Origin of the sequence: Lentzea miocenica, from assembly GCF_033949945.1 — a bacterium.
Classification (GTDB): Bacteria; Actinomycetota; Actinomycetes; order Mycobacteriales; family Pseudonocardiaceae; genus Lentzea; species Lentzea miocenica.
Genome location: NZ_JAXAVW010000036.1, coordinates 43940 through 64040 on the forward strand (window position 1 = coordinate 43940; position 20101 = coordinate 64040).

A 20101-nucleotide genomic window follows, 5' to 3' on the forward strand; every position below is an offset into this window, starting at 1 on the left:
GAGCGTCCGATGGACGACGTCGTCCTGCGCGGTCCACTGATCGCCGACGGCACGGGCACACCGGCTTACCGAGCGGATGTGGGGATCAAGGACGGCGTCATCGCCTCGATTGGTGACGCGATCTCGGCCACGCGGTCGATCGACGCGGACGGGCTGGTGCTCGCCCCGGGGTTCATCGACATGCACTCGCATTCCGACCTGCGGATCCTCGCCGAGCCGGACCACCTGGCGAAGGTCTCGCAGGGCGTCACGACCGAGGTGCTCGGCCAGGACGGCCTGTCCTACGCACCGGTGAACGACGAGGTGCTGGCGACGCTGCGCGGTCAGCTCGCCGGGTGGAACGACGACCCGCCTGGCTTCGACTGGAACTGGCGCTCGGTCGGCGAGTACCTCGACCGGCTCGACCAGGGCATCGCGGTGAACGCCGCGTACCTGGTGCCGCAGGGGACGCTGCGGATGCTCGTGGTCGGCTGGGACGACCGGCCGCCGACGAAGTCCGAAATGGACACGATGAGGTCCGTTCTCGCGCAATCGCTTGCCGAGGGCGCGATGGGCATGTCGTCGGGGCTCACCTACACGCCGGGCATGTACGCCGACACGTCCGAACTCGTGCAGCTCTGCGAGGTCGTCGGGCAGCACGGCGGGTTCTACAGCCCGCACCACCGCAGCTACGGCGCCGGCGCGTTGGAGGCGTACGCCGAGATGGTGGACGTTTCGAAACGTTCCGGCTGCGCGCTGCACCTCGCGCACGCCACGATGAACTTCCCGGTCAACAAGGGCAGGGCGCCGGAGCTGTTGACGTTGCTGGACGACGCGATCGCCGGTGGCGCGGACATCTCGCTGGACACCTATCCGTACCTGCCGGGCGCGACCTACCTGAGCGCGCTGCTCCCGTCGTGGGCGACGGAGGGCGGGCCGGAACGCGCGCTGGCGAGGTTGTCCGATGTGGACACCCGAGAGCGCATCCGGGAGGAGATCGAGGAGATCGGCTCGGACGGTTGCCACGGCGTGCCGGTCGACTGGGACTCCATCGAGATCAACGGCGTCCGCAACGACCGCAACGCGCACCTGGTCGGCGCGAGTGTCCACGCGTCCGCGCTGCGGCTGGGACAGGCGCCGGCCGAGCTGTACTTCGACGTGCTGGTCGACGAACGCATGGGCACCTCGTGCCTCATGCACGTGGGCCACGAGGAGAACGTGCAGACGATCATGAAGCATCCGGCGCACACCGGCGGCAGCGACGGGCTGCTCGTGGGTGACCGGCCACATCCGCGCGCGTGGGGCACGTTCCCCCGCTACTTCGCGCGCTACGTCCGTGAACTGGGCGTGCTGAGCCTGGAGGAGTGCGTCGAGCACCTCACCGGCCGTGCCGCCAAGCGTTTGCGGCTCACCGACCGAGGTCTGGTCCGCGAAGGCTACGCGGCCGACCTGGTGCTGTTCGACGCCTCGACGATCGCCGACACGGCGACGTTCGACCAGCCTCGGCAGCAGGCCGCCGGCATCCCGTTCGTGTTCTGCAACGGGGTGCCGGTGATCGACGACGGAACCGCCACCGGCGCATTGCCAGGCCATTCACTCAGGAGCCGCCCGTGATCGACTGGTTGCAACACTCAACACCGGGTCTGCTGACCCTCGCGGTAGTCAGCATCGCGGTGCTGCTGCTCCTCATCATCAAGTTCAAGGTCGAGCCGTTCATCGCGCTGATCGTCGTCGCGCTGCTGGTGGCACTCGCCGCGGGCGTGCCGACGGAGACACTGGTCGGGTCGGCGCAGAAGGCGTCGGACTCGTTGCTGGAGAAGGGCTTCGGCAGCATCCTCGGCCACATCGCCGCGATCATCGGGCTCGGCACGCTGCTGGGCGCGATCCTCGAGGCGTCCGGTGGCGCGCAGGTCCTGATGGACAAGCTGATGCACGCGTTCGGCGAGAAGAAGGCGCCGGTCGCGATCGGCCTCGCCGGTCTGATCTTCGGCGTGCCGGTCTTCTTCGACATCGGCATCTTCGTGCTGGCGCCGCTGGTCTACGTGGCGGCCAAGCGCAGCGGCAAGTCGATCGTGCTGTTCAGCATGCCGTTGCTGGCGGGCCTTTCGGTCATGCACGCGTTCATGCCACCTCACCCGGGACCGGTGGCGGCGGCCGGTCTGCTGAAGGTGTCGCTCGGCTGGATCATCATCATGGGTCTCGCGGTGGCGATCCCGTCGTGGTTCGTCGGCGGTGTCCTCTACTCGTACTGGATCGGCAAGCGCATCAACGTGCCGGTGCCGGAGGAGATGCTGGTCGCGGCAGAAGCCGCCCGCGAGGAGAACGGCGACCGCGAGGCGCCGTCGCTCGGCCTGGTGCTGTCGATCATCGGTCTGCCACTCGTGCTGATCCTCGCCGGCACGTTCGGCTCGATCCTGCTGCAGAAGGGTTCGCGGCCGTACTCGATCGCCACGTTCTTCGGCACCCCGGCGGTGGCGTTGACGATCTCGGTGCTGATCGCGTTCTGGCTGCTGGGTTTCCGGCGCGGCATGACGCGGGAGAAGATCGCGGAGCTGTCCGCCGCCTCGCTGCGGCCGGTCGCGATGATCCTGCTGGTCGTCGGTGCCGGTGGCTTCTTCGGCGCCGTGCTGGCCGCGACGGGCATCGGCAAGACGCTCGCCGGCGAACTTTCGGACCTCGGCCTGCCGGTGATCGCACTGGCGTACGTGATCAGCTGCGTCATCCGGATCGCGCAGGGCTCGGCGACGGTCGCGATCGTGACGACCGCGGGCATCGTGGCACCGGTGCTGGCGGACATGAACCTCTCGCAACCGCAGCTGGCGCTGGTGGTCATGGCCATCGCGTCCGGCTCGATCATCGCCTCGCACGTCAACGACGGCGGGTTCTGGATCGTGTCCCGCTACTTCGGGCTGTCGGTGAAGGAGACGCTGCAGTCGTGGACGGTCCTCGAGACCATCCTCTCCGTGGTCGGTTTCGTGGTCGCCGCGCTGCTCAGCCTGGTTGTCTGATCGGACAAAAACCAACATTCTCCAACGCTTGACAACGCGGGCCACACATCTGAGGATCGGCTCAATGTTCATTTGTGTTTGATGTGGACGGGGCCCGCATGAACAACACGGAGGTCGTGCACCTGCACGACGACACCTCCAGCGTCGTCATCACCCTCCAGGGCGCAGGCCTGCCGGTCATGACGCACTGGGGCCGAACGCTCGGAAACGTCGACCAGGCCGCACTTCATGGCCTGGTCGACGTCGTTTCATGGTCGAACCCGAACAACGCGCCGGACGCACCGGTTCCGCTGGCACTGCTGCCCGACGCCGGCGCCGGCTACGTCGGCCGCCCCGGACTGCGCGGCCACCGCGGCGGCGAGCACTTCGCGCCCTCGCTGGCGGTGACCTCGTTCTCCGGCGAGGACGGCGCGATCTTCCGCTACGTCGCGTCGGACGAGGCCGCCGAACTGACCGTCACCGGCACTCTGGAACTGCTGGCGTCCGGCATGGTTCGACTCCGGCACGTCATCCGCAACGACGGCACGACGCCGTATGCGTTGGAGGGCCTGGAAACCGCGCTCCCCGTCCCCTCGCACGCCACCGAACTCCTCGACTTCACCGGACGCTGGAGCCGCGAACGAGCACCGCAGCGGCAGACGTTCAACCACGGCTCGTGGGTGCGGGAGAACCGGCGCGGGCGCACCGGGCACGACGCGACGATCGGGTTGCTGGCCGGCACGCCGGGGTTCTCGTTCCGCGACGGCGAGGTGTGGGCGCTGCACGTGGCGTGGAGCGGCAACCACGTGACGTACGCGGAGAACCTGGTCGACGGCTCGCCCGTCCTGGGCGGCGGCGAACTGCTGCTGCCGGGCGAGATCACGCTGGCGCCCGGCGAGCAGTACGAGTCGCCGTGGATCTACGCCGCCTACTCGCCCGCCGGCATCGACGGAATCGGGGCGGCGTTCCACCGGCAGCTGCGCGAGCGCGAGCTGAGGCCCCGCCCGGTCGTGCTCAACACGTGGGAGGCCGTCTACTTCGACCACGACCTCGCGCGCCTGACGTCGTTGGCCGACACCGCCGCCGCCATCGGTGTCGAGCGGTTCGTGCTGGACGACGGCTGGTTCCGGCACCGCCGTGACGACTCGGCGGGCCTGGGTGACTGGTACGTCGACGAGACGGTGTGGCCGGACGGGCTGACCCCGTTGATCAAGCACGTGCGCGCGCTCGGCATGGAGTTCGGGCTGTGGTTCGAGCCCGAGATGATCAACACGGACTCCGACCTCTACCGAGCTCACCCGGACTGGGTGCTCGGCCCGCGTCCCGGGGTGCTGCCTCCGCCGTCGCGCAACCAGCAGGTGCTGAACATCGCGCACCCCGAGGCGTACGCGTACATCCTCGATCGCGTCTCGTCCGTGTTGTCGGACAACGACATCGCGTTCGTGAAGTGGGACCACAACCGCGACCTGATCGGCTCGCGCGTGCACGACCAGACCGCCGCGTACTACCGGCTGCTGGACGAACTGCGGTTGCGGCACCCGCACGTGGAGATCGAAAGCTGCTCGTCGGGCGGCGGCCGGATCGACCTCGGCGTGCTGTCGCGCACCGACCGCGTGTGGACCTCCGACTGCAACGACGCCCTGGAACGCCAGCTGATCCAGCGGTGGACCGGAGTGTTCCTGCCGCCGGAGCTGATGGGAGCGCACGTCGGTCCCACGAAGTCACACACGACCGGACGCGTGCACGACCTGTCGTTCCGCGTGGCCACCGCCGTGTTCGGGCACTTCGGGATCGAATGGGACATCAACTCGGCGACGGACGAGGAACGCGCCGGGCTGCAGGCCGCGATCGAGTACTACAAGGACGTGCGGTCGTTGGTGCAGACCGGCGTCACCGTGCACTCCGACCACCCGGACGCCGCCGCCTGGGTGCACGGAATCGTTGCCGCGGACCAGTCCGAGGCCCTGTTCGGCTACGTGCAACTGGCGACCTCGGTGCAGAACAAGCCGCGGCGGGTGCGGCTGCCAGGACTCGACCCGGCGCGGACCTACCGGCTGTCGTTCGACGCTCCGGCGGGGCGGCCCAAGCAGATCCAGAGGCTGCCCGCGGACTGGAAGTCCGTGGAACTGCCCGGTTCCGTGCTCTCGGAGGCCGGGATCCAGCTGCCGGTGCTCGAACCGGAACAAGCACTTCTGTTGCGCCTGAAGTGAGAAAGGCCCCGGCGGGAAACTCCCGCCGGGGCCTTCCTCTCCCCTGTTACTGGCCGGCGCGACTTCCGTCGGCCTTGGTAGCCCACCACTTGCCACCAACGCCCTGCCCGTTGGCTTCACCGCAGACCTTGTCACCTGAGAAGCGGTACTGCGGCCATCCGGCGATGGTGAGCTGTTTCTTCCCGTCCCGCTCGATCGTCCCCACGAGCGAGGCGTCCACGCCCTGCACCTGGAAACCCTCGCTGACGTAAGCGGGCGGCCATTGCACCGCGCAGTCGCCGGAGCAGTTGCTCGTGGGCGGTTCCGCGGAGTCGTTGTCGAACCGGTAGAGCGTCATGCCGTCGGAGTCGGTCGCGATGACGCCGAGGTCCGCGACGGTCGCGCTGGTGAGCGCGATCGCCTTGTTCTGCTGGGCTTTCTTGCCATCGGTGGCCGTGGCGAACCACTTCGGCACCGTGACACCCTTTGCCTCACCGGGCTTGGTGTCGTTCTTGAACGTGTACTGCGGCCAGTTCGCGATCGTGAGCTGCTTCTTGCCGTCCTTGCGGGTGATCGTCCCGAGCAGCTTCGGGTCGATGCCCTTCACCCGCGGCTGTTCGCCCTCCACGTACACCGGCGGCCAGCTCTCGGCGCATCCACCGTCGCAATTGGACACCGGCGGCTGGGCCGTGTCGCCGTCGAACCGGTAGAGCGTGAGGCCGGCGTTGTTCGTCAGCACCGCACCGAGACCGGTGATGACACCCGTCCTCGCGGCGAGCTGAGTGCGTTCGCCGCTCTTGCCCGTGGCGAACCACTTGCCCTGCAAGCCCTGTCCTTTGGTCTCGCCGGGCTTGCCGTCCTTGGAGAACCGGTACTGCGGCATGCCGTCGACGGTGAGCTGGCGGCTGCCGTCCTTGCGAACGATGCTGCCTACCTCGTCGACGCCCTCCACCGTGAAGTTCTCGTCGGTGACGGTCGCGGGCGGCCAGGTCGCGGCGCACTCACCGTCGCAAGTGGACTCGTTCGGCTTGTCGCCGTCGAAGCGGTAGAGCGTGAAGCCCTTGACGTCCGTGACGACCGGACCGAGGTCCTCGATCTCGGCGACCTTCAGCGCCACAACGCTTTCCTGTTGCTGTTGCGCGACCGGCTTGCTCTCCGGCGTACCGGTGCAGGCGGTCAGCGAGATCAACCCCAGTGCGATCACTGCGACGCTCTTGCGGATCATCCCAACCTCCTGGCTCGTGCCGTGCAACGCCTCTCACACGTAGAGCGAGCCAGAACGGTTCAATCTTTTTTCAGAACATCGCGCGCTTCAACGCCGGCACCGCGGCCGCCGTCCTGAGCACCGTGCGGAACAGCGTCCGCGCGACCGGGCCGCCCTCCGCGAACTGCCTGGCAGCGCGCAGCGAGTCGCGCACCGCCGCGAACCCGTAGTCGTACATCTCCGCCTCATATCGGGCGATCGCGTCACCACCCTCGACGAGGCACCGCGCGAGCAGCTGCGCGTCGCGCAATGCGACGTTCGCGCCGATTCCGCGCATCGGCGTCATCGCGTGGATGGCGTCACCGAGCAACGTGACGTTCGTGCTCTCCCACCGTTCGATCGGCTTCGAGGACCTGATGTGCCACTGACTGACCGTCTCCGGAGGCGACGACTCGACCACCCTGCGCAGGTCAGGACTCCACCCGGCGATCCGCCTCAGCACCTCCGCCTGCAACCCGTTGTGCACGTCGAGATCTCTCGCCGCGTACGCCCACATCAGGTACGGACGCACGTTGTCGAACAACAGGCCGTCGTGGTCCGTGTGACCCAGTCCGTCGTGAGCCGCCAGGAACATGCCGCACCTGCTGGTCGGGATGATCGAGTTGGCCCTGATGAGCAGGCTCCGCGGAATCCAGTCGTGGTCGTCGAGGAAGAGCTTGCCCGCGACCGCGGTGACCCCGACCTCCTCGGTGCCCGCGTGCGGCAGGTACTGCCTGCGCACCCGCGACTGGATGCCGTCCGCGCCGACGAGCACGTCGGCTTCGGCGGTGGTGCCGTCCTCGAAGTGCAGGGTGATGGCGCCGTTGTTTTCGTAGCGCTCGAACCGTTTGCCGAACTGCACGTCCAGACCGTCGAGCAGCACCTGCCGGAGTGTGATCCGGCTGGCGGAGTAGTGCTTCTCCTCCTCCGGATCGAGCACGAGCAGAGGCTTGAGCTGTTCGGTCAGGAAGCCGAACCCGTTGTCGCTCGATCCCGCGCTCTGCTCGAACTTCTCCCAGTTCGCCACAGGTAAACACTCTCTCAAGGCAGCGGCACCGCGCGGGTTGATGTGCACCCGGTACCCCTGCAGGCGGTCCGTGCGCGAGAGCTCGCGCTCGTACACCGCCACCTCCACGCCGGCCTTGCGCAACCCGTGCGCCAGGCACAGCCCGCCGATTCCCCCACCAACGACTGCGATTCTCATGCCACCGAGTTTCAACCGCTTGGTTGATTAAGTCAACCTGTTGGTTGAAAACAGCCCGTCGGCTACCGTGACGCCGTGGATCAACGCCGCTCTCCCAGCGCCTCGGAACGCAAGCGCGACCCGGAACGCACGCGGGCCCGCATCGTCGAGGCGGCGGCGGCGGAGTTCGGCGCGAAGGGGTACGCGGCCACGCGCACGACGGACATCGCGGCGCGGGCGGGCGTGAACAAGCAGCTGATCTCGTACTACTTCGGCGGCAAGGAAGGCCTGTACAAGGAGCTCGCGACGAGCTGGCACAGCTCCGCGGCCGAGATGGCGAGCCAGGACCAGCCGCTGGACGAGGTGCTGGCGAGCTTCGTGGCGACGACGATGACCGATCACGGCCGGCTGTGGGCGTGGTCGAATCTGGCAGGCGACAGCCCGCCCACCGACGAGGCGTTCCTGCGCGCCCAGGTCGACCAGATGCGGGAGCGTCAGGCCGCCGGTGAACTGCCCGCGGACCTGGACCCCGGCCTACTGCTGCTGGCGCTGATGGCGGCGGCCGCGGCGCCGTTGACCCTGCGGCAGACGGCGAGCCAGATCACCGGCGAGGACCCGGCCACGCCTGAGTTCGCCGAGAAGTACGCGGCCCAGCTGGCCCTGCTGGTGCGCCACCTGTCCGGTCGCGGCTAGGAGTCGCGGCGGCTGGCCGTTTTCGCCTCGAGGACCTGCTTCAGCCCCTTGAAGCCGCCCCGCATCATCAGGTCGTGGTTGCCCCGGAAGAACGGCTTGGCGATCAGCACCAGGCGCCTGAGCAGCGCCTTGTTGACCACTACCTCCTGGTCGAACATCAGGTCCGTGCCGCCGTCACGACCGGTGATCTCCCAGCTCGCAAAGCCTTCGAGATCGCCGGACAACGTCGCCCGCAGCAGGCCTGCCTGCTGGTTCCTGATGCTGTGCTTGACCTGGACCACGAGGTCGAAGGGCAGAAACGATCGACACCGGAGCTCGCCGGTCTCGTCGTCGATCTTGGTGGCTTTCCGGATCTCGTGCCACCACAGCGGGTAGTTCGCGATGTCGGACAGCACCTCGTACACATCGTCCGGACACGCGTCCACGTGCCACACGCTGCGGAAGCGATAGCGGTTGAGTGACACGGCCGCCATCATCCCGGATACCTCGTTCGAGTGACAGGTTCTCGACAAAAGTCACACCGAACCGGGAATTCCTCACGGCGTGTAATACGGCTCAAGTGAGACTTGAGCGTCTCACCAGGCCGGCCGTGTTCACTTGCCGCTGAGGCGCGGGAACCGTTCCAGGACCCGCATCCAGCTGACAGCCGCGACCCGCCGGAGTGACAGCTCCGACGCGTCGAGCACCTCTACGAGGTTGAAGGGGTACGCCGCCAGGGGCTCGCCACGCGACGCCTGAACAGCGCGCTCGCGGGCGGCCAGGGCGTCGAGTGGGATCATCACCCGGCCGCTGACACCTCCTCGTTCTCGAGCACCTGCAGCAAGAACTGCCCCGTGTAGCTCTTCTCGACCTCGGAGACCTGCTCGGGTGTGCCCTCTGCAATGACCATACCGCCGCCGGAGCCCCCTTCGGGACCCATGTCGACGACCCAGTCGGACGTCTTGATGACGTCGAGGTTGTGCTCGATCACGATGACGGTGTTGCCCTTGTCCACCAGGCCGTTGATCACGCCCAGCAGCTTGCGGATGTCCTCGAAGTGCAGGCCCGTCGTGGGCTCGTCGAGGATGTAGACGGTCTTGCCGGTCGACCGCTTCTGCAGCTCCGACGCGAGCTTCACGCGCTGCGCCTCACCACCGGACAACGTCGGCGCGGGCTGACCCAGCCGGACGTAGCCGAGACCCACGTCGACGAGCGTGCGCAGGTGGCGGTGGATGGCGTTGATCGGCTCGAAGAACGTGGCCGCTTCCTCGATCGGCATGTCGAGGACCTCGGAGATCGTCTTGCCCTTGTAGTGCACCTCGAGGGTCTCGCGGTTGTACCGCGCGCCCTTGCACACCTCGCAGGGGACATAGACGTCCGGGAGGAAGTTCATCTCGATCTTGATCGTGCCGTCGCCCGCGCACGCCTCGCAGCGGCCGCCCTTGACGTTGAACGAGAACCGGCCCGGCTGGTAGCCGCGGACCTTCGCCTCGGTCGTCGCCGCGAAGAGCTTGCGGACGTGGTCGAACACGCCCGTGTAGGTGGCCGGGTTCGACCGCGGGGTGCGGCCGATCGGCGACTGGTCGACCCGCACCAGCTTGTCGACCTCGTTCAGGCCGTTGATCCGGGTGTGGCGGCCCGGCACCTGACGTGCGCCGTTGAGCTTGTTCGCGAGCACCGTGGCCAGGATGTCGTTGACCAGCGTCGACTTGCCGGAGCCGGACACGCCCGTGACCGACGTGAGCGTGCCGAGCGGGAACGACACGTCGATGCCGCGCAGGTTGTGCTCGCGGGCGCCGACGACCGTCAGCTGGCGCTTCTTGTCGATCTTGCGGCGCTTGGCGGGCATCGGGATCGACTTGCGCCCCGACAGGTACGCGCCGGTGATCGACTCCTTGTTCGTGAGCAGCTTCTTGTACGGGCCGCTGTGCACGACCTTGCCGCCGTGCTCACCGGCGCCGGGGCCGATGTCGACGACCCAGTCCGAGTTGCGGATCGTGTCCTCGTCGTGCTCGACGACGATCAGCGTGTTGCCCAGGTTGCGCAGCCTCGTGAGCGTCTCGATCAGCCGGTGGTTGTCGCGCTGGTGCAGGCCGATCGACGGCTCGTCCAGCACGTACAGCACACCGACCAGGCCGGAGCCGATCTGCGTGGCGAGCCGGATGCGCTGCGCCTCGCCGCCGGACAGGGTGCCGGAGGCGCGGTCGAGCGACAGGTAGTCGAGGCCGACGTCGAGCAGGAAGTGCAGGCGGGCCTGGATCTCCTTGAGCACCGCGCCCGCGATCATCGACTCGCGCTTGCCGAGCTTGAGGCCGTCGAGGAAGTCGGAGCACTCCGAGACGCTCATCGCGCAGACCTCGGCGATGGACCTGTCGCCCTTTTTGCCGTGGTGCAGCGTGACGGCGAGGATCTCGGGTTTGAGGCGGGTGCCGGAACACGCGGGGCACGGGACCTCGCGCATGTAGCCCTCGTACTTCTCCCGCATGTACTCGGACTCGGTCTGCTCCTGGCGCCGTTCGAGGAACGGGATGACGCCCTCGAAGTTGGCGTAGTAGGAGCGCTCACGGCCGTAGCGGTTCTTGTAGCGGACGTGCACCTGCTCGTCGATGCCGTGCAGGATCGCCTTCTGCGCCTTGGCGGGCAGCAACCGCCACTGCTGGTCCATGCGGAAGCCGATGGTCTCGCCGAGCGACTGCAGCAGGCGGGTGAAGTACTCGGCGGTCTGCCCGCCGGCCCACGGCGCGATGGCGCCCTCTTCGAGCGTCATCTCGTCGTCCGGCACGACGAGCTCCGGGTCGACCTCCTTGCGCACGCCGATGCCCGTGCAGACCACGCACGCGCCGTACGGCGAGTTGAAGGAGAACGACCGCGGCTCCAGGTCCTCGATCGCGAGCGGGTGGCCGTTGGGGCACGCCAGGTTCTCGGAGAAACCCCTGATCCGCTTCGGGTCCGTCTCCGGGAGGTCCACGAACTCGAGCTCGACCAGGCCGTCCGCCAGCCGCAGCGCCGTCTCGACCGAGTCGGTGAGGCGCTGCTTGGACGACGCCTTGACGCTCAGCCGGTCGATGACGACCGCGATGTGGTGCTTCTCCTGCTTCTTGAGCTTGGGCACCTCGCCCAGCGCGTAGACGACACCGTCGACCTTCGCGCGCGAGTAGCCCTGCGACTGCAGGTTCTGGAAAAGATCGACGTACTCGCCCTTGCGGCCGCGGATGACCGGCGCGAGCACCTGGAACTTGGTGCCCTGCTCCATCGCGAGCACCTGGTCGACGATCTCCTGCGGCGTCTGCTTGCCGATCGCCTCACCGCACTGCGGGCAGTGCGGCTTGCCGGCGCGCGCGTAGAGCAGGCGCAGGTAGTCGTAGACCTCGGTGATGGTGCCGACGGTCGACCGCGGGTTGCGCGACGTCGACTTCTGGTCGATCGACACCGCGGGCGACAGGCCCTCGATGAAGTCGACGTCGGGCTTGTCCATCTGCCCGAGGAACTGGCGCGCGTACGCCGAGAGCGACTCGACGTAGCGGCGCTGGCCCTCTGCGAAGATCGTGTCGAACGCGAGACTCGACTTGCCGGAGCCGGACAGCCCCGTGAAAACGATCAAGCTGTCCCGCGGCAGGTCGATATCCACGCCGCGCAGGTTGTGCTCGCGGGCGCCGCGAACAACAAGACGGTCTGCCACTGGGGTCCCTTCGGCTGTGATCGGCGGGTCACTCACGCCACACTCTCCCGAACAAGCGTTCGAAGAGTACTAGCATCAATTCGGAGGCTGCGACCGACCCGCCGACCATGCTAGGTCCCACCCCTGACAAAAACGGTTCTGGCCGCTACCGCATTCCCCTGAGCAGGTGTTACTCACTAGTCTGGTCACTTCGATCAGAGCCTCAACGTCGGGGAGAGGCAGCACATGACCTACACGCCGTCCACGCAGCACACGTCCGTACCTGCACCGCGAGGGGTGCCCGACCGGCACATCAACGCGGTGCGCGAAGCGACGGACGTGCTGTACGAGACCGTCGAGGAACTGGACGAGGCCGCGATGCGCGGCGCGAGCCTGCTGCCCGGCTGGTCCCGCGGACACGTCATCACCCACCTCGCGCGCAACGCCGACGCGCTGGTGAACCTGCTCACCTGGGCCAAGACCGGGGTCGAGCACCAGGCGTACGCCTCGCGCGCGGACCGTGACGCGGACATCGAGGAGGGTTCGCGCCGCATCCTCCAGGTGATCAAGGCCGATCTCGACTCCGCGTGCCAGCGGTTCGACGCCGCGTGCCGCGAGTTTCCCGCTCATGCGTGGCGTTCCGAGGTCACGGCACCCAAGGGCCAGTCGATTCCGGCGTCCACCGTGCCGCTGTTCCGCCTGCGTGAGATCTGGATCCACCTCATCGACCTGAACGCCGGTGTGGGGTTCGGCGACCTGCCGGCCGACTTCGTGGAGGAGTTCCTCGACGACGCCGTCGAGCAGTTCGAGGGCAGGGTCGACCCGTTCAGCATCGAGGTGACCCTGCCCGACGGCTCTCAGCGCATCTGGACCGTCAACGGGCCGACCAGCCGCAACTCGGTGAGCGGGTCGGCGAGCGCCGTCCTCGGGTGGCTGACCGGCAGGACCGACGGCGGCGACCTGCGCGGTGAGCTGCCGGAACTGCCCGACTGGATCTGAGTCAGCAACCGGTACGCGGGCTGTTCGACGAACTTCGTCATCAGCCAGCCGAGCACCAGCGCCGAGGTGACGAACCCGGCGAGCAGCCACCAGGACCGCAGCCCAACGGCGTGCATGCGGTCCATCACCACCGTGCCGATCTGCTGGTGCACGAGGTAGACCCCGTACGAGATGCCGGCGAGCCACGTGACCGGCTTGGCGATCGGGTTGAAGAACACCCAGTCGGGCCCAGCGGCCGCCGCGCACACCATGAGCAGCAGCACGGCGAAGCCGAGCGTCGAACCGTACTCGGTCGTGTGAATCGCCTGGGCCACAAGGGTGGCGACGAGCAGCGCGACCAAGTGCGGGATCTTCAGCCGGTCCTTGTGCCACAGCCAGATCGCGATGCCGGCCGCGAACAACTGCGCCCTGTGCAGCGCGAACCCGTTGTAGACGACGAACAGCGTGTGCGAGTGGTCGAGCAACGGCCGCAGCAGCAGCGGCGTGACGATGAGCGCCCACAGGAAGACCCGGAGCTTCGCACCTCTTAGGTGCTTCACGAGCACCGCCCCCGCGATGAACGCCGCGATCTGCACCGGCACGGTCCAGTACGCGAAGTCGACGATGTTGACGTCCGGCATCCACTGGTTGATCAGCAGCAGGTTGTAGACGACGTCACGGCCGTCGAGCTGACTCCACCCCTCCGGCGCGATCCACCGTTGGACCGCATATGTGAGCAGCACCGCAGCCATGTACGCCGGCAGCAGACGCGCGAGTCTTCTCCACAGGAACTGCCCCGGTTTGCCGCTGTTGAGCGAGGCGCACGCGAAGAAGGCGGAGACGACCATCAGCGTGCTGGCGCCCATCGACATCGGGAAGGCGAACGGCAGCGGCCCGAGATCGGGGTGGCTGCTGACGCTCGTGAGCGTGGCGTGGTGGAGCAACACGCACCCGATGGCGACGACGCGAAGGACGTCCCAGCTGACCCTGCGGGCAGTCCGGGGCTTTTGTCGTTGCGCTGGAATCACGAGAGGCGGGGACCTGTTCGTTGGTTCATTCGGCGTACTCGGAGGGTAGGAGCTTGATCCTTACTTACCCTATGAGTGAGACCTGTATGCAACCTGAAGGTGTGCGCCTCGCCGCTTTGAGCGACTACCGTCTGCCACCGTGGACGTACTAGAGAACTACACCGGTCACGTCGATCCGGAGGGCCCGGCCGCCCGCCGCACCCTGGACGCGCTGACCATCACGAAGATCTCCGTCGGGCCGATGGACAACAACGCCTACCTGCTCGTATGCCGGTCCACGAACGAGGCGTTGCTCATCGACGCGGCCAACGACTACGAGCGCCTCTCCGACCTGTTCGGCCACATCCCCAACCGCCCGCGCCTGCGCACGATCGTGACAACGCACCAGCACGCCGATCACTGGCAGGCACTCGGCGCGCTCGCCGGCGCCCACGGCGCGAACACCGTCGCGCACGAACTGGACGCCCCCGTCCTCCCCGTCCCACCGGACCTCCTGGTGGACCACGGCGACACCATCAACGTGGGCGAAGTCCCGTTGTCGATCATCCACCTGCGCGGCCACACCCCAGGCTCCATCGCGGTCGTCTACGACGACCCGACGGGCCACCCGCACCTCTTCACCGGAGATTCACTCTTTCCGGGGGGTGTGGGAAAGACCACGTCGGCCGACAACTTCGCCTCGCTGATCAACGACGTCGAGGACCGGATCTTCGCCGTCCTGCCCGACGACACCTGGTTCTACCCCGGCCACGGCGACGACTCGACGCTGGGCAAGGAACGCCCGGCGCTAGCCGAGTGGCGCGCTCGCGGCTGGTGACACGTGTGCGTTATGACCACCTTCGCCAATTGAGCATGAACGACGAAGTTGACGCGGCGAAGGTGGTCTTAGCGCCGTTCGTGCATGACCGCACGACGCAGCCGAGTCGTACCGTAGGCCGCGACTGCTGTTGCACGTGAGACCAGTGTTCTTGTGTTGAATCCCAAGACACCCGAATGAGCTGACAGAGCACTCGACTGGCCGTACTGCGTCATCGCGCAGACAAGTAGTTTCCTGCCGATGGGGAGAACAGGAAGCAGGGCAAAGAAGGCACTGTGGCGCTTCTGGGGATACCTGGTCTTGGCCGCCGCGGTATATGTCTGGACCAGCAATGACACCAATCTATTGGTGATCTTGATCCTATCCAGCTTGTCATTTCTTTACATGCTGTTCGCAGCCCCGATGTGGTGCATGGCACCGAACAGCACCAACGGAAACCCGTGCAGCAACAACGCACATGGACTCTTGATCGGATGCTGGATCAGGAAGCACAAGTGGGAAAAATTGAAGATGATCTTCAGGCGCCAGAAGTGGGCGGATCTGTGCCGACGCTCATGGTCGACCATCGGCGCACAGGCGGCAACCGTCGGAGCAGTGGGAAGTTTCGCGTCCGCCGTCGCTGCGACCATCACCTTGATCATCAAGAAGTAGCTGTCAGGAACTACGCGTCGTACAAGATCAGCAATTTTTTGGTTACCTGAGCCGCCGGATGTCCGGTTCACCTGGTTCTACCTCGGTCAGGGTGACGGCTCGACGATCGGGGCGCGGTGGCCGCATCTGACGGAGTGGCGCGAACGCGACCACTGACCCGCAAAGGACCACGTGTCCACCCCTGCGGCCTCGCTGTGAATCGAGGGCCAGAACGGGCCGACATCCGATCGCACACCCATCCGGGACGTGAGTTGCAGACGTCCTCAACGCTCCAACCCCCTGGACGAAGGGAGCTGACCGGGAGGCCATCGCTATAGCGTCCAGATAACCACATTGATACCGACTAGATGACCACTCTTATATGGCCAGATGACCACTGATCTTGCTTGTACGGCACACTGGGTCCATGCCTGACACGTCCCGCCTGGTCCCCCGTCGCGCCGAGTCGCTGGTTCATGAAGCGCTCGAGGACACACGTGTTGTCCTGGTCAACGGTGCTCGACAGGTGGGCAAGAGCACGCTGACCAGGCTCGCCACAGATCGTCAGCCCACAGTGCTACGTCTTCTCGACGACCCGGCGACGCTACGTGCCGCCAAGGACGATCCCACCGGGTTCGTCGAGCACGACAGTCTCATGGTCATCGACGAGATCCAGCTGGTTCCGGAGCTTCTGCAGCCGATCAAGGTGTCCGTGGATCTGGATCCCACTTCAGGCCGCTACCTCCTGACGGGCTCATCACGGATCCTGGCCATGCGAACCCTCCCGGACGCACTACCCGGACGCATGGAGGTAATCGAGCTATGGCCATTCTCCCAGGGAGAGATGCATGGATCTCCTGACCGATTCGTAGATGCCGCGTTCCAGCATGGCCCTCGGATCAACCACTCATCGGAACTGCGGCGCCGCGACTACCTCGAACGCCTCGTCGTCGGCGGCTTCCCGGAAGCCAGGCGTCGCACCCCACGCCGCCGCACCGCATTCTTCGACTCCTACCTGTCCACCTTGATCGAACGTGACGTCCTGGAGCTCGCGAGCATCGAGCGCCGAGGCGACTTGCTCAAACTGGTCGCCCTGCTGGCCGGGCGCGCCGGCGGCCTACTGGAGCCGACCGTTCTTGCTTCTCAATCCGGTATCCCGCGAACCACTCTGATCCGCTATCTGGAGTTGCTGGCGTCGGTCTTTCTCATCAAGAGCATCCCCGCATGGTCATCCGGTCAGACACGCCGTGCCGTGGGCACACCCAAACTTGCGTTCGTGGACACCGGGATCGCGTGTCACCTCATCGGTCAAGATCCTGTACGACTCGGTGAGCCGGGCGGAGCCGCAGGATCCATGATGGAGAACTTCGTAGTCATGGAACTCGCTCGCCAACTCACATGGTCCGAGGAGCGTGGACGGCTTTATCACTACCGCACCAAGGAGAAGCAGGAGGTTGACGCTGTCATCGAGACACCCGACGGCCGAGTGATCGGGGTTGAGGTCAAAGCCGGGGCGACGGTGCGCACTGAGGACCTCACCGGCCTGCGAAATCTGGCCAACCACTTGGGAGATCGGTTCGTCGCTGGATATGTGCTCTACGCCGGCCACCAGACCCTGCCATTCGGCGAGAAGATCAGGGCCCTGCCACTTGACGCACTCTGGCGACTCGCCCCGTAGGGCATATGCGGTGATACCGATGTTCACCGCTAGTGTGATTCACTCTTTCCGGGGGGTGTGGGAAAGACCACGCCGGCCGAAGACTTCGCCTCGCTGATCAACGACGTCGAGGACCGGATCTTCGCCGTCCTGCCCGACGACACCTGGTTCTACCCGGGTCACGGCGACGACTCGACGCTCGGCAAGGAACGCCCGTCCCTCGCGGAGTGGCGCGCCCGCGGCTGGTGAGTTCGGGCCTGCGGGGAACCCGATGCGGGCTCCCCGCACGATCAGACCTCGAAGATCGTGATCATGCCGTCGAGGCCTTTGAAGTCATCGGCGTTCCGCGTGTACAGCGGCAGCCCGCGTGATGACGCGATGGCTGCGATCATCAGGTCCATCCGCCGCGGCTTCGGAGCCTGGTTCGCCGCCATGGTCAGTGCGACCAGCGTTCCGTAGCGCGCGGCGGCCTGACCGTCGAAGGGCAACGGCTCGAAGTCCACAATCGCGGCGCCCAGCTTCTCCGTGCGCGCGGCTCTGACCGCCGCGTCCTTCGCCATCGCCACGCCCTGGTGCAACTCAGCCATCGTGACCGCAGTGAGCTCGGGTATCTCCGGCAGCGCGGCAGAGTCCAGAAGCCCGAGGTCGATGTACGCGCACGTGTCGAGCACTCCGGACTCGGGTCGTTCAGCCACGACTGCGCTCCCACGGGTCGAAGTCGCCCACGCGGTCTTCGTCGCCGAAGAACTCGTCGGCTTCCCGGCGCATGCCGGCGTGGTCGACCCGAGGCAGAGTCCTGTGCCGTTCGACGAGTTCCTCGGCGGTGAGCCGGCGGCGGCGAGCCAAGGGCCGGAGTTCGGCGACCTCAACGCCGTTGCGCGTCACGTGGTACGTCTCGCCCGCCTCCACCGCGTCCATGACGGCTGCGGAGTGGTTGCGGAACTCCCGCTGGCTGATGACCTTCACACCACGAGCGTAGCGCCATGTAGCCCGCCGGGCTACGCCAGCTGGATTTGTTCACCGCTCGCGTGATTCACTCTTTCCGGGGGTGGGAGAGACCACGTCGGCCGACAACTTCGCCTCGCTGATCAACAACGTCGAGGACCGGATCTTCGCCGTCCCGCCCGACGACACCTGGTTCTACCGGGCCACGGCGACGACTCGACGCTCGGCAAGGAACGCCCGTCCCTCGCGGAGTGGCGCGCCCGCGGCTGGTGACGGCTCAGGCGTCCAACAGGTCCAGGTAACCGGTGGTCGTGCGCCACAGGGCGTCCGACTGCGGAGTGAGCTTGCCGGGGCTCCAGCGGCGGTCGGTGTAGGCCTGGTTCGCCTGCCTGAGCGCGGCGAGGCTCACCACGAGCTCGTCCGCGACCCGCGCGGCCAGCTCTTCCGGCGACGGCGCGGCCTGCCTGACCAGCTCGGCCGTGCCGTCGCTGACCGCCACGAGTGCTTCCTCGTTGATGCCGTCGGCCGCGCTCCAGATCAGCGCGGGCCGTTCGATGCGGTGGTTCCACACGGGCGCGTCCTTGGACCGCCACCGCGCCTCGAACGGATTGCGCGACAGCCTCGTCGAGTTCGCCCAGTGCTCGGCGCCGACCGGCTCGGTGAGCCACGGCACCTCTTCCACCGGCAGGTCGGTGACCAGCGCGACCTCGATGACGTCGAGGTCGCGGGGCACGTCCAGCAGATCGCCGAAGACCCACAGCTCGACCACCTGGAACCGGAAGAACGAGGCCGGCAGCTCGCCGCACTTCTCAGCGAGCTCAGCCAGGTGGTGCACAGCGCGAGTCCATTTCACGGGGTGGATCATGCCTGACCGGGTGGCGGAGGCGTTGGCGCGGCTGGACCAGCTCGAACCTGTCCTGTGTGCCTTCCACGAGGTGTACCGCTGGTTCGCGCCGGCCGACCCGTCCCTGCCGCTCGCCGGGCTGCCCATCGCGGTGAAGCGAGGCGAGCGCCGCAGCCACCGTTCGTCGTTGATGGCTCTCGGCTGCGTGCCCATCGGTCTGACCACCACGCCCGATGGCACCACTCCCTGGCAGACGTGGGGCCGCAACTCTCGTGGCGTCACACGCAACCCGTGGAACCTCGCCCGCACGCCCGGCGGCTCCTCGGCCGGTTCCGCCGTGGCCGTCGCGTCCGGCGTGGTGCCGCTGGCGACGGGCGTCGACGGCGCGGGCTCGATCCGCGTCCCGGCCGCGTGGTGCGGCGTGCTCGGCCTGAAGACCACCTCGTCGGAACGGGCCGCGGTCGGCGTGTTCACCCGCGATCCGTCGCTGCTCGCGATCTACCTGGGCACGTCCGAGGTCAGCTCGCCCACCGCGGTGTGGTCATCCGACCTGGGCTTTGCCGCGGTGGACGACGAGCAGGCGGAGATCGCCTGGCGCGCGGCCGCTCCATTGCGGCCACGACCGGTTGATCTGGTGCTGCGAGATCCCGCCGACGACTGGTTCGCCGGCCGCTGCGGCCCGAATCCCGCGCTGGACGCGTTGTTCGAGACCACGGACCTGTTGCTCACCCCGACGACGCCCGGCCCACCGCACGGCCACGACGGGCCGGGCGCGCGCATCAACACCTCGCTGACCTGGGCGTTCAACCTCAGCGGACATCCGGCGATCAGCATCCCGGCGGGGTTCGACTCCGACGGCCTGCCGGTCGGGCTGCAGGCCGTGGCACGACACGGGCGGGAAGCGGATCTGGTGGCCGCGGCTCGCGCGGTGTTGACCTCCAGTGCGGTGGAGGTTGCACCCTCACGCCCATGAACCTCGTTGTGCGAGCGGAACAACAGTCGCTCTGGTTGTGCTTCGAACCCTGGGCCAACCAGTACACGCTCCTGCCCGGTGCCTCGATCGTGGTCCGGTTCGACGACGACGTCTCCGTCGAGGTCGTGCACCACCGCGACGGCATGACGTTCTTCAACGTCGGCGCGCACCCCGACCTCTACGCGGAGGACGGGACGGCGGTGGAGATCTACAGCGAGTACATGCCGGTCTTCCCTGCCGATCTGCCGCTCGAGGTGCTCAGACACGTCATGGAGGTCATTCCGCCGGTCCGCACCGAGCCGGAGCGGCTGAACTGAC

At 67.1% G+C, this 20101-nt stretch carries 18 protein-coding genes and 3 pseudogenes; 11 read left to right on the plus strand and 10 right to left on the minus strand.

Annotation, left to right across the window (positions count from 1 at the left end; translation table 11 throughout):
* Positions 1-9: 9 nt before the first annotated feature.
* The 3 genes from SK803_RS35610 to SK803_RS35620 all read left to right on the plus strand — a co-directional run bounded on the left by SK803_RS35610 (position 10) and on the right by SK803_RS35620 (position 5176).
* On the plus strand, positions 10-1593 hold the full coding sequence (locus SK803_RS35610; protein ID WP_319970587.1) for an N-acyl-D-amino-acid deacylase family protein: 1584 nt from the start codon (positions 10-12) through the stop codon (positions 1591-1593).
* A complete protein-coding gene (locus SK803_RS35615) occupies positions 1590-2987 on the plus strand; it encodes a GntP family permease (RefSeq protein WP_319970588.1) in 1398 nt (465 codons plus the stop codon). Before SK803_RS35610 ends, SK803_RS35615 begins: the two co-directional genes overlap by 4 nt.
* A gap of 98 nt (positions 2988-3085) precedes the next feature.
* The gene (locus tag SK803_RS35620; RefSeq protein ID WP_319970589.1) at positions 3086-5176 is read left to right on the plus strand and encodes an alpha-galactosidase; all 2091 of its coding nucleotides are present in this window, start codon (positions 3086-3088) and stop codon (positions 5174-5176) included.
* Positions 5177-5222: 46 nt separating this feature from the next.
* On the opposite strand, the gene SK803_RS35625 is transcribed toward SK803_RS35620, so the two are convergent.
* Positions 5223-6380 (minus strand): hypothetical protein, encoded by a 1158-nt coding sequence (locus tag SK803_RS35625; RefSeq protein WP_319970590.1) that lies wholly within the window; start codon positions 6378-6380, stop codon positions 5223-5225.
* A gap of 70 nt (positions 6381-6450) precedes the next feature.
* Positions 6451-7602: an FAD-dependent oxidoreductase gene (locus SK803_RS35630; protein ID WP_319970591.1), complete on the minus strand. Its 1152-nt coding sequence runs from the start codon at positions 7600-7602 to the stop codon at positions 6451-6453.
* 75 nt (positions 7603-7677) lie between these two features.
* Here SK803_RS35630 and SK803_RS35635 point away from each other — a divergent pair, with 75 nt between their 5' ends.
* Positions 7678-8274 carry a TetR/AcrR family transcriptional regulator gene (locus SK803_RS35635; RefSeq protein ID WP_319970592.1) on the plus strand — a complete coding sequence of 199 codons (597 nt, stop codon included), beginning with the start codon at positions 7678-7680 and terminating at the stop codon, positions 8272-8274.
* Here the strand turns inward: SK803_RS35635 and SK803_RS35640 are convergent.
* The 3 genes from SK803_RS35640 to uvrA form a co-directional block, all read right to left on the minus strand.
* Positions 8271-8738, minus strand: coding sequence for an SRPBCC family protein (locus SK803_RS35640; RefSeq protein WP_319970593.1), 468 nt, complete (start codon positions 8736-8738; stop codon positions 8271-8273). The two genes, SK803_RS35635 and SK803_RS35640, sit on opposite strands and share 4 nt — an antisense overlap.
* A gap of 129 nt (positions 8739-8867) precedes the next feature.
* A complete protein-coding gene (locus SK803_RS35645) occupies positions 8868-9056 on the minus strand; it encodes a hypothetical protein (RefSeq protein ID WP_319970594.1) in 189 nt (62 codons plus the stop codon).
* Complete coding sequence (gene uvrA / locus SK803_RS35650; RefSeq protein WP_319970595.1) at positions 9053-11932, minus strand: excinuclease ABC subunit UvrA; 2880 nt, start codon at positions 11930-11932, stop codon at positions 9053-9055. Before uvrA ends, SK803_RS35645 begins: the two co-directional genes overlap by 4 nt.
* Before the next feature lie 225 nt (positions 11933-12157).
* On the opposite strand from uvrA, the gene SK803_RS35655 reads away from it, so the two are divergent.
* Positions 12158-12910: a maleylpyruvate isomerase family mycothiol-dependent enzyme gene (locus tag SK803_RS35655; protein WP_319970596.1), complete on the plus strand. Its 753-nt coding sequence runs from the start codon at positions 12158-12160 to the stop codon at positions 12908-12910.
* Between the two features lie 47 nt (positions 12911-12957).
* Here SK803_RS35655 and SK803_RS35660 read toward each other — a convergent pair.
* Positions 12958-13917, minus strand: a pseudogene (locus tag SK803_RS35660) (acyltransferase family protein); the annotation flags it as partial.
* A 139-nt stretch (positions 13918-14056) separates the two neighbouring features.
* On the opposite strand from SK803_RS35660, the gene SK803_RS35665 reads away from it, so the two are divergent.
* Positions 14057-14734 (plus strand): MBL fold metallo-hydrolase, encoded by a 678-nt coding sequence (locus SK803_RS35665; RefSeq protein ID WP_319970597.1) that lies wholly within the window; start codon positions 14057-14059, stop codon positions 14732-14734.
* A 380-nt stretch (positions 14735-15114) separates the two neighbouring features.
* On the opposite strand, the gene SK803_RS35670 is transcribed toward SK803_RS35665, so the two are convergent.
* The gene (locus SK803_RS35670) at positions 15115-15456 is read right to left on the minus strand and encodes a hypothetical protein (protein WP_319970598.1); all 342 of its coding nucleotides are present in this window, start codon (positions 15454-15456) and stop codon (positions 15115-15117) included.
* A 335-nt stretch (positions 15457-15791) separates the two neighbouring features.
* Here SK803_RS35670 and SK803_RS35675 point away from each other — a divergent pair, with 335 nt between their 5' ends.
* Positions 15792-17042: an ATP-binding protein gene (locus SK803_RS35675; RefSeq protein WP_319970599.1), complete on the plus strand. Its 1251-nt coding sequence runs from the start codon at positions 15792-15794 to the stop codon at positions 17040-17042.
* Between the two features lie 36 nt (positions 17043-17078).
* Positions 17079-17270, plus strand: a pseudogene (locus tag SK803_RS35680) (MBL fold metallo-hydrolase); the annotation flags it as partial.
* A 41-nt stretch (positions 17271-17311) separates the two neighbouring features.
* Here SK803_RS35680 and SK803_RS35685 read toward each other — a convergent pair.
* On the minus strand, positions 17312-17716 hold the full coding sequence (locus SK803_RS35685) for a type II toxin-antitoxin system VapC family toxin (RefSeq protein WP_319970600.1): 405 nt from the start codon (positions 17714-17716) through the stop codon (positions 17312-17314).
* Entirely contained in the window at positions 17709-17987 is a 279-nt protein-coding gene (locus SK803_RS35690) for a type II toxin-antitoxin system Phd/YefM family antitoxin (RefSeq protein ID WP_319970601.1), read from the minus strand. Before SK803_RS35690 ends, SK803_RS35685 begins: the two co-directional genes overlap by 8 nt.
* 37 nt (positions 17988-18024) lie before the next feature.
* Here SK803_RS35690 and SK803_RS35695 point away from each other — a divergent pair.
* A pseudogene (locus SK803_RS35695) lies at positions 18025-18239 on the plus strand (MBL fold metallo-hydrolase); the annotation flags it as partial.
* A gap of 4 nt (positions 18240-18243) precedes the next feature.
* Here the strand turns inward: SK803_RS35695 and SK803_RS35700 are convergent.
* Positions 18244-18819 carry a DUF7711 family protein gene (locus SK803_RS35700; protein WP_319970602.1) on the minus strand — a complete coding sequence of 192 codons (576 nt, stop codon included), beginning with the start codon at positions 18817-18819 and terminating at the stop codon, positions 18244-18246.
* A 10-nt stretch (positions 18820-18829) separates the two neighbouring features.
* Between SK803_RS35700 and SK803_RS35705 the strand changes: the two genes are divergently transcribed.
* Positions 18830-19783: an amidase gene (locus tag SK803_RS35705; RefSeq protein WP_319970603.1), complete on the plus strand. Its 954-nt coding sequence runs from the start codon at positions 18830-18832 to the stop codon at positions 19781-19783.
* Positions 19780-20100 (plus strand): hypothetical protein, encoded by a 321-nt coding sequence (locus SK803_RS35710; protein WP_319970604.1) that lies wholly within the window; start codon positions 19780-19782, stop codon positions 20098-20100. The genes SK803_RS35705 and SK803_RS35710 overlap by 4 nt, the downstream gene beginning before the upstream one ends.
* Position 20101 lies beyond the last annotated feature (1 nt).

What these genes read in the sequence shown, in the direction of transcription:
- SK803_RS35610 (WP_319970587.1), top strand. Translation starts at nt 10, where the DNA reads ATGGACGACGTCGTCCTGCGCGGTCCACTGATCGCCGACGGCACGGGC.
- SK803_RS35620 (WP_319970589.1), top strand. Translation starts at nt 3,086, where the DNA reads ATGAACAACACGGAGGTCGTGCACCTGCACGACGACACCTCCAGCGTC.
- SK803_RS35625 (WP_319970590.1), bottom strand. Translation starts at nt 6,380, where the DNA reads ATGATCCGCAAGAGCGTCGCAGTGATCGCACTGGGGTTGATCTCGCTG.
- SK803_RS35630 (WP_319970591.1), bottom strand. Translation starts at nt 7,602, where the DNA reads ATGAGAATCGCAGTCGTTGGTGGGGGAATCGGCGGGCTGTGCCTGGCG.
- SK803_RS35655 (WP_319970596.1), top strand. Translation starts at nt 12,158, where the DNA reads ATGACCTACACGCCGTCCACGCAGCACACGTCCGTACCTGCACCGCGA.
- SK803_RS35675 (WP_319970599.1), top strand. Translation starts at nt 15,792, where the DNA reads ATGCCTGACACGTCCCGCCTGGTCCCCCGTCGCGCCGAGTCGCTGGTT.
- SK803_RS35705 (WP_319970603.1), top strand. Translation starts at nt 18,830, where the DNA reads ATGCCTGACCGGGTGGCGGAGGCGTTGGCGCGGCTGGACCAGCTCGAA.
- SK803_RS35710 (WP_319970604.1), top strand. Translation starts at nt 19,780, where the DNA reads ATGAACCTCGTTGTGCGAGCGGAACAACAGTCGCTCTGGTTGTGCTTC.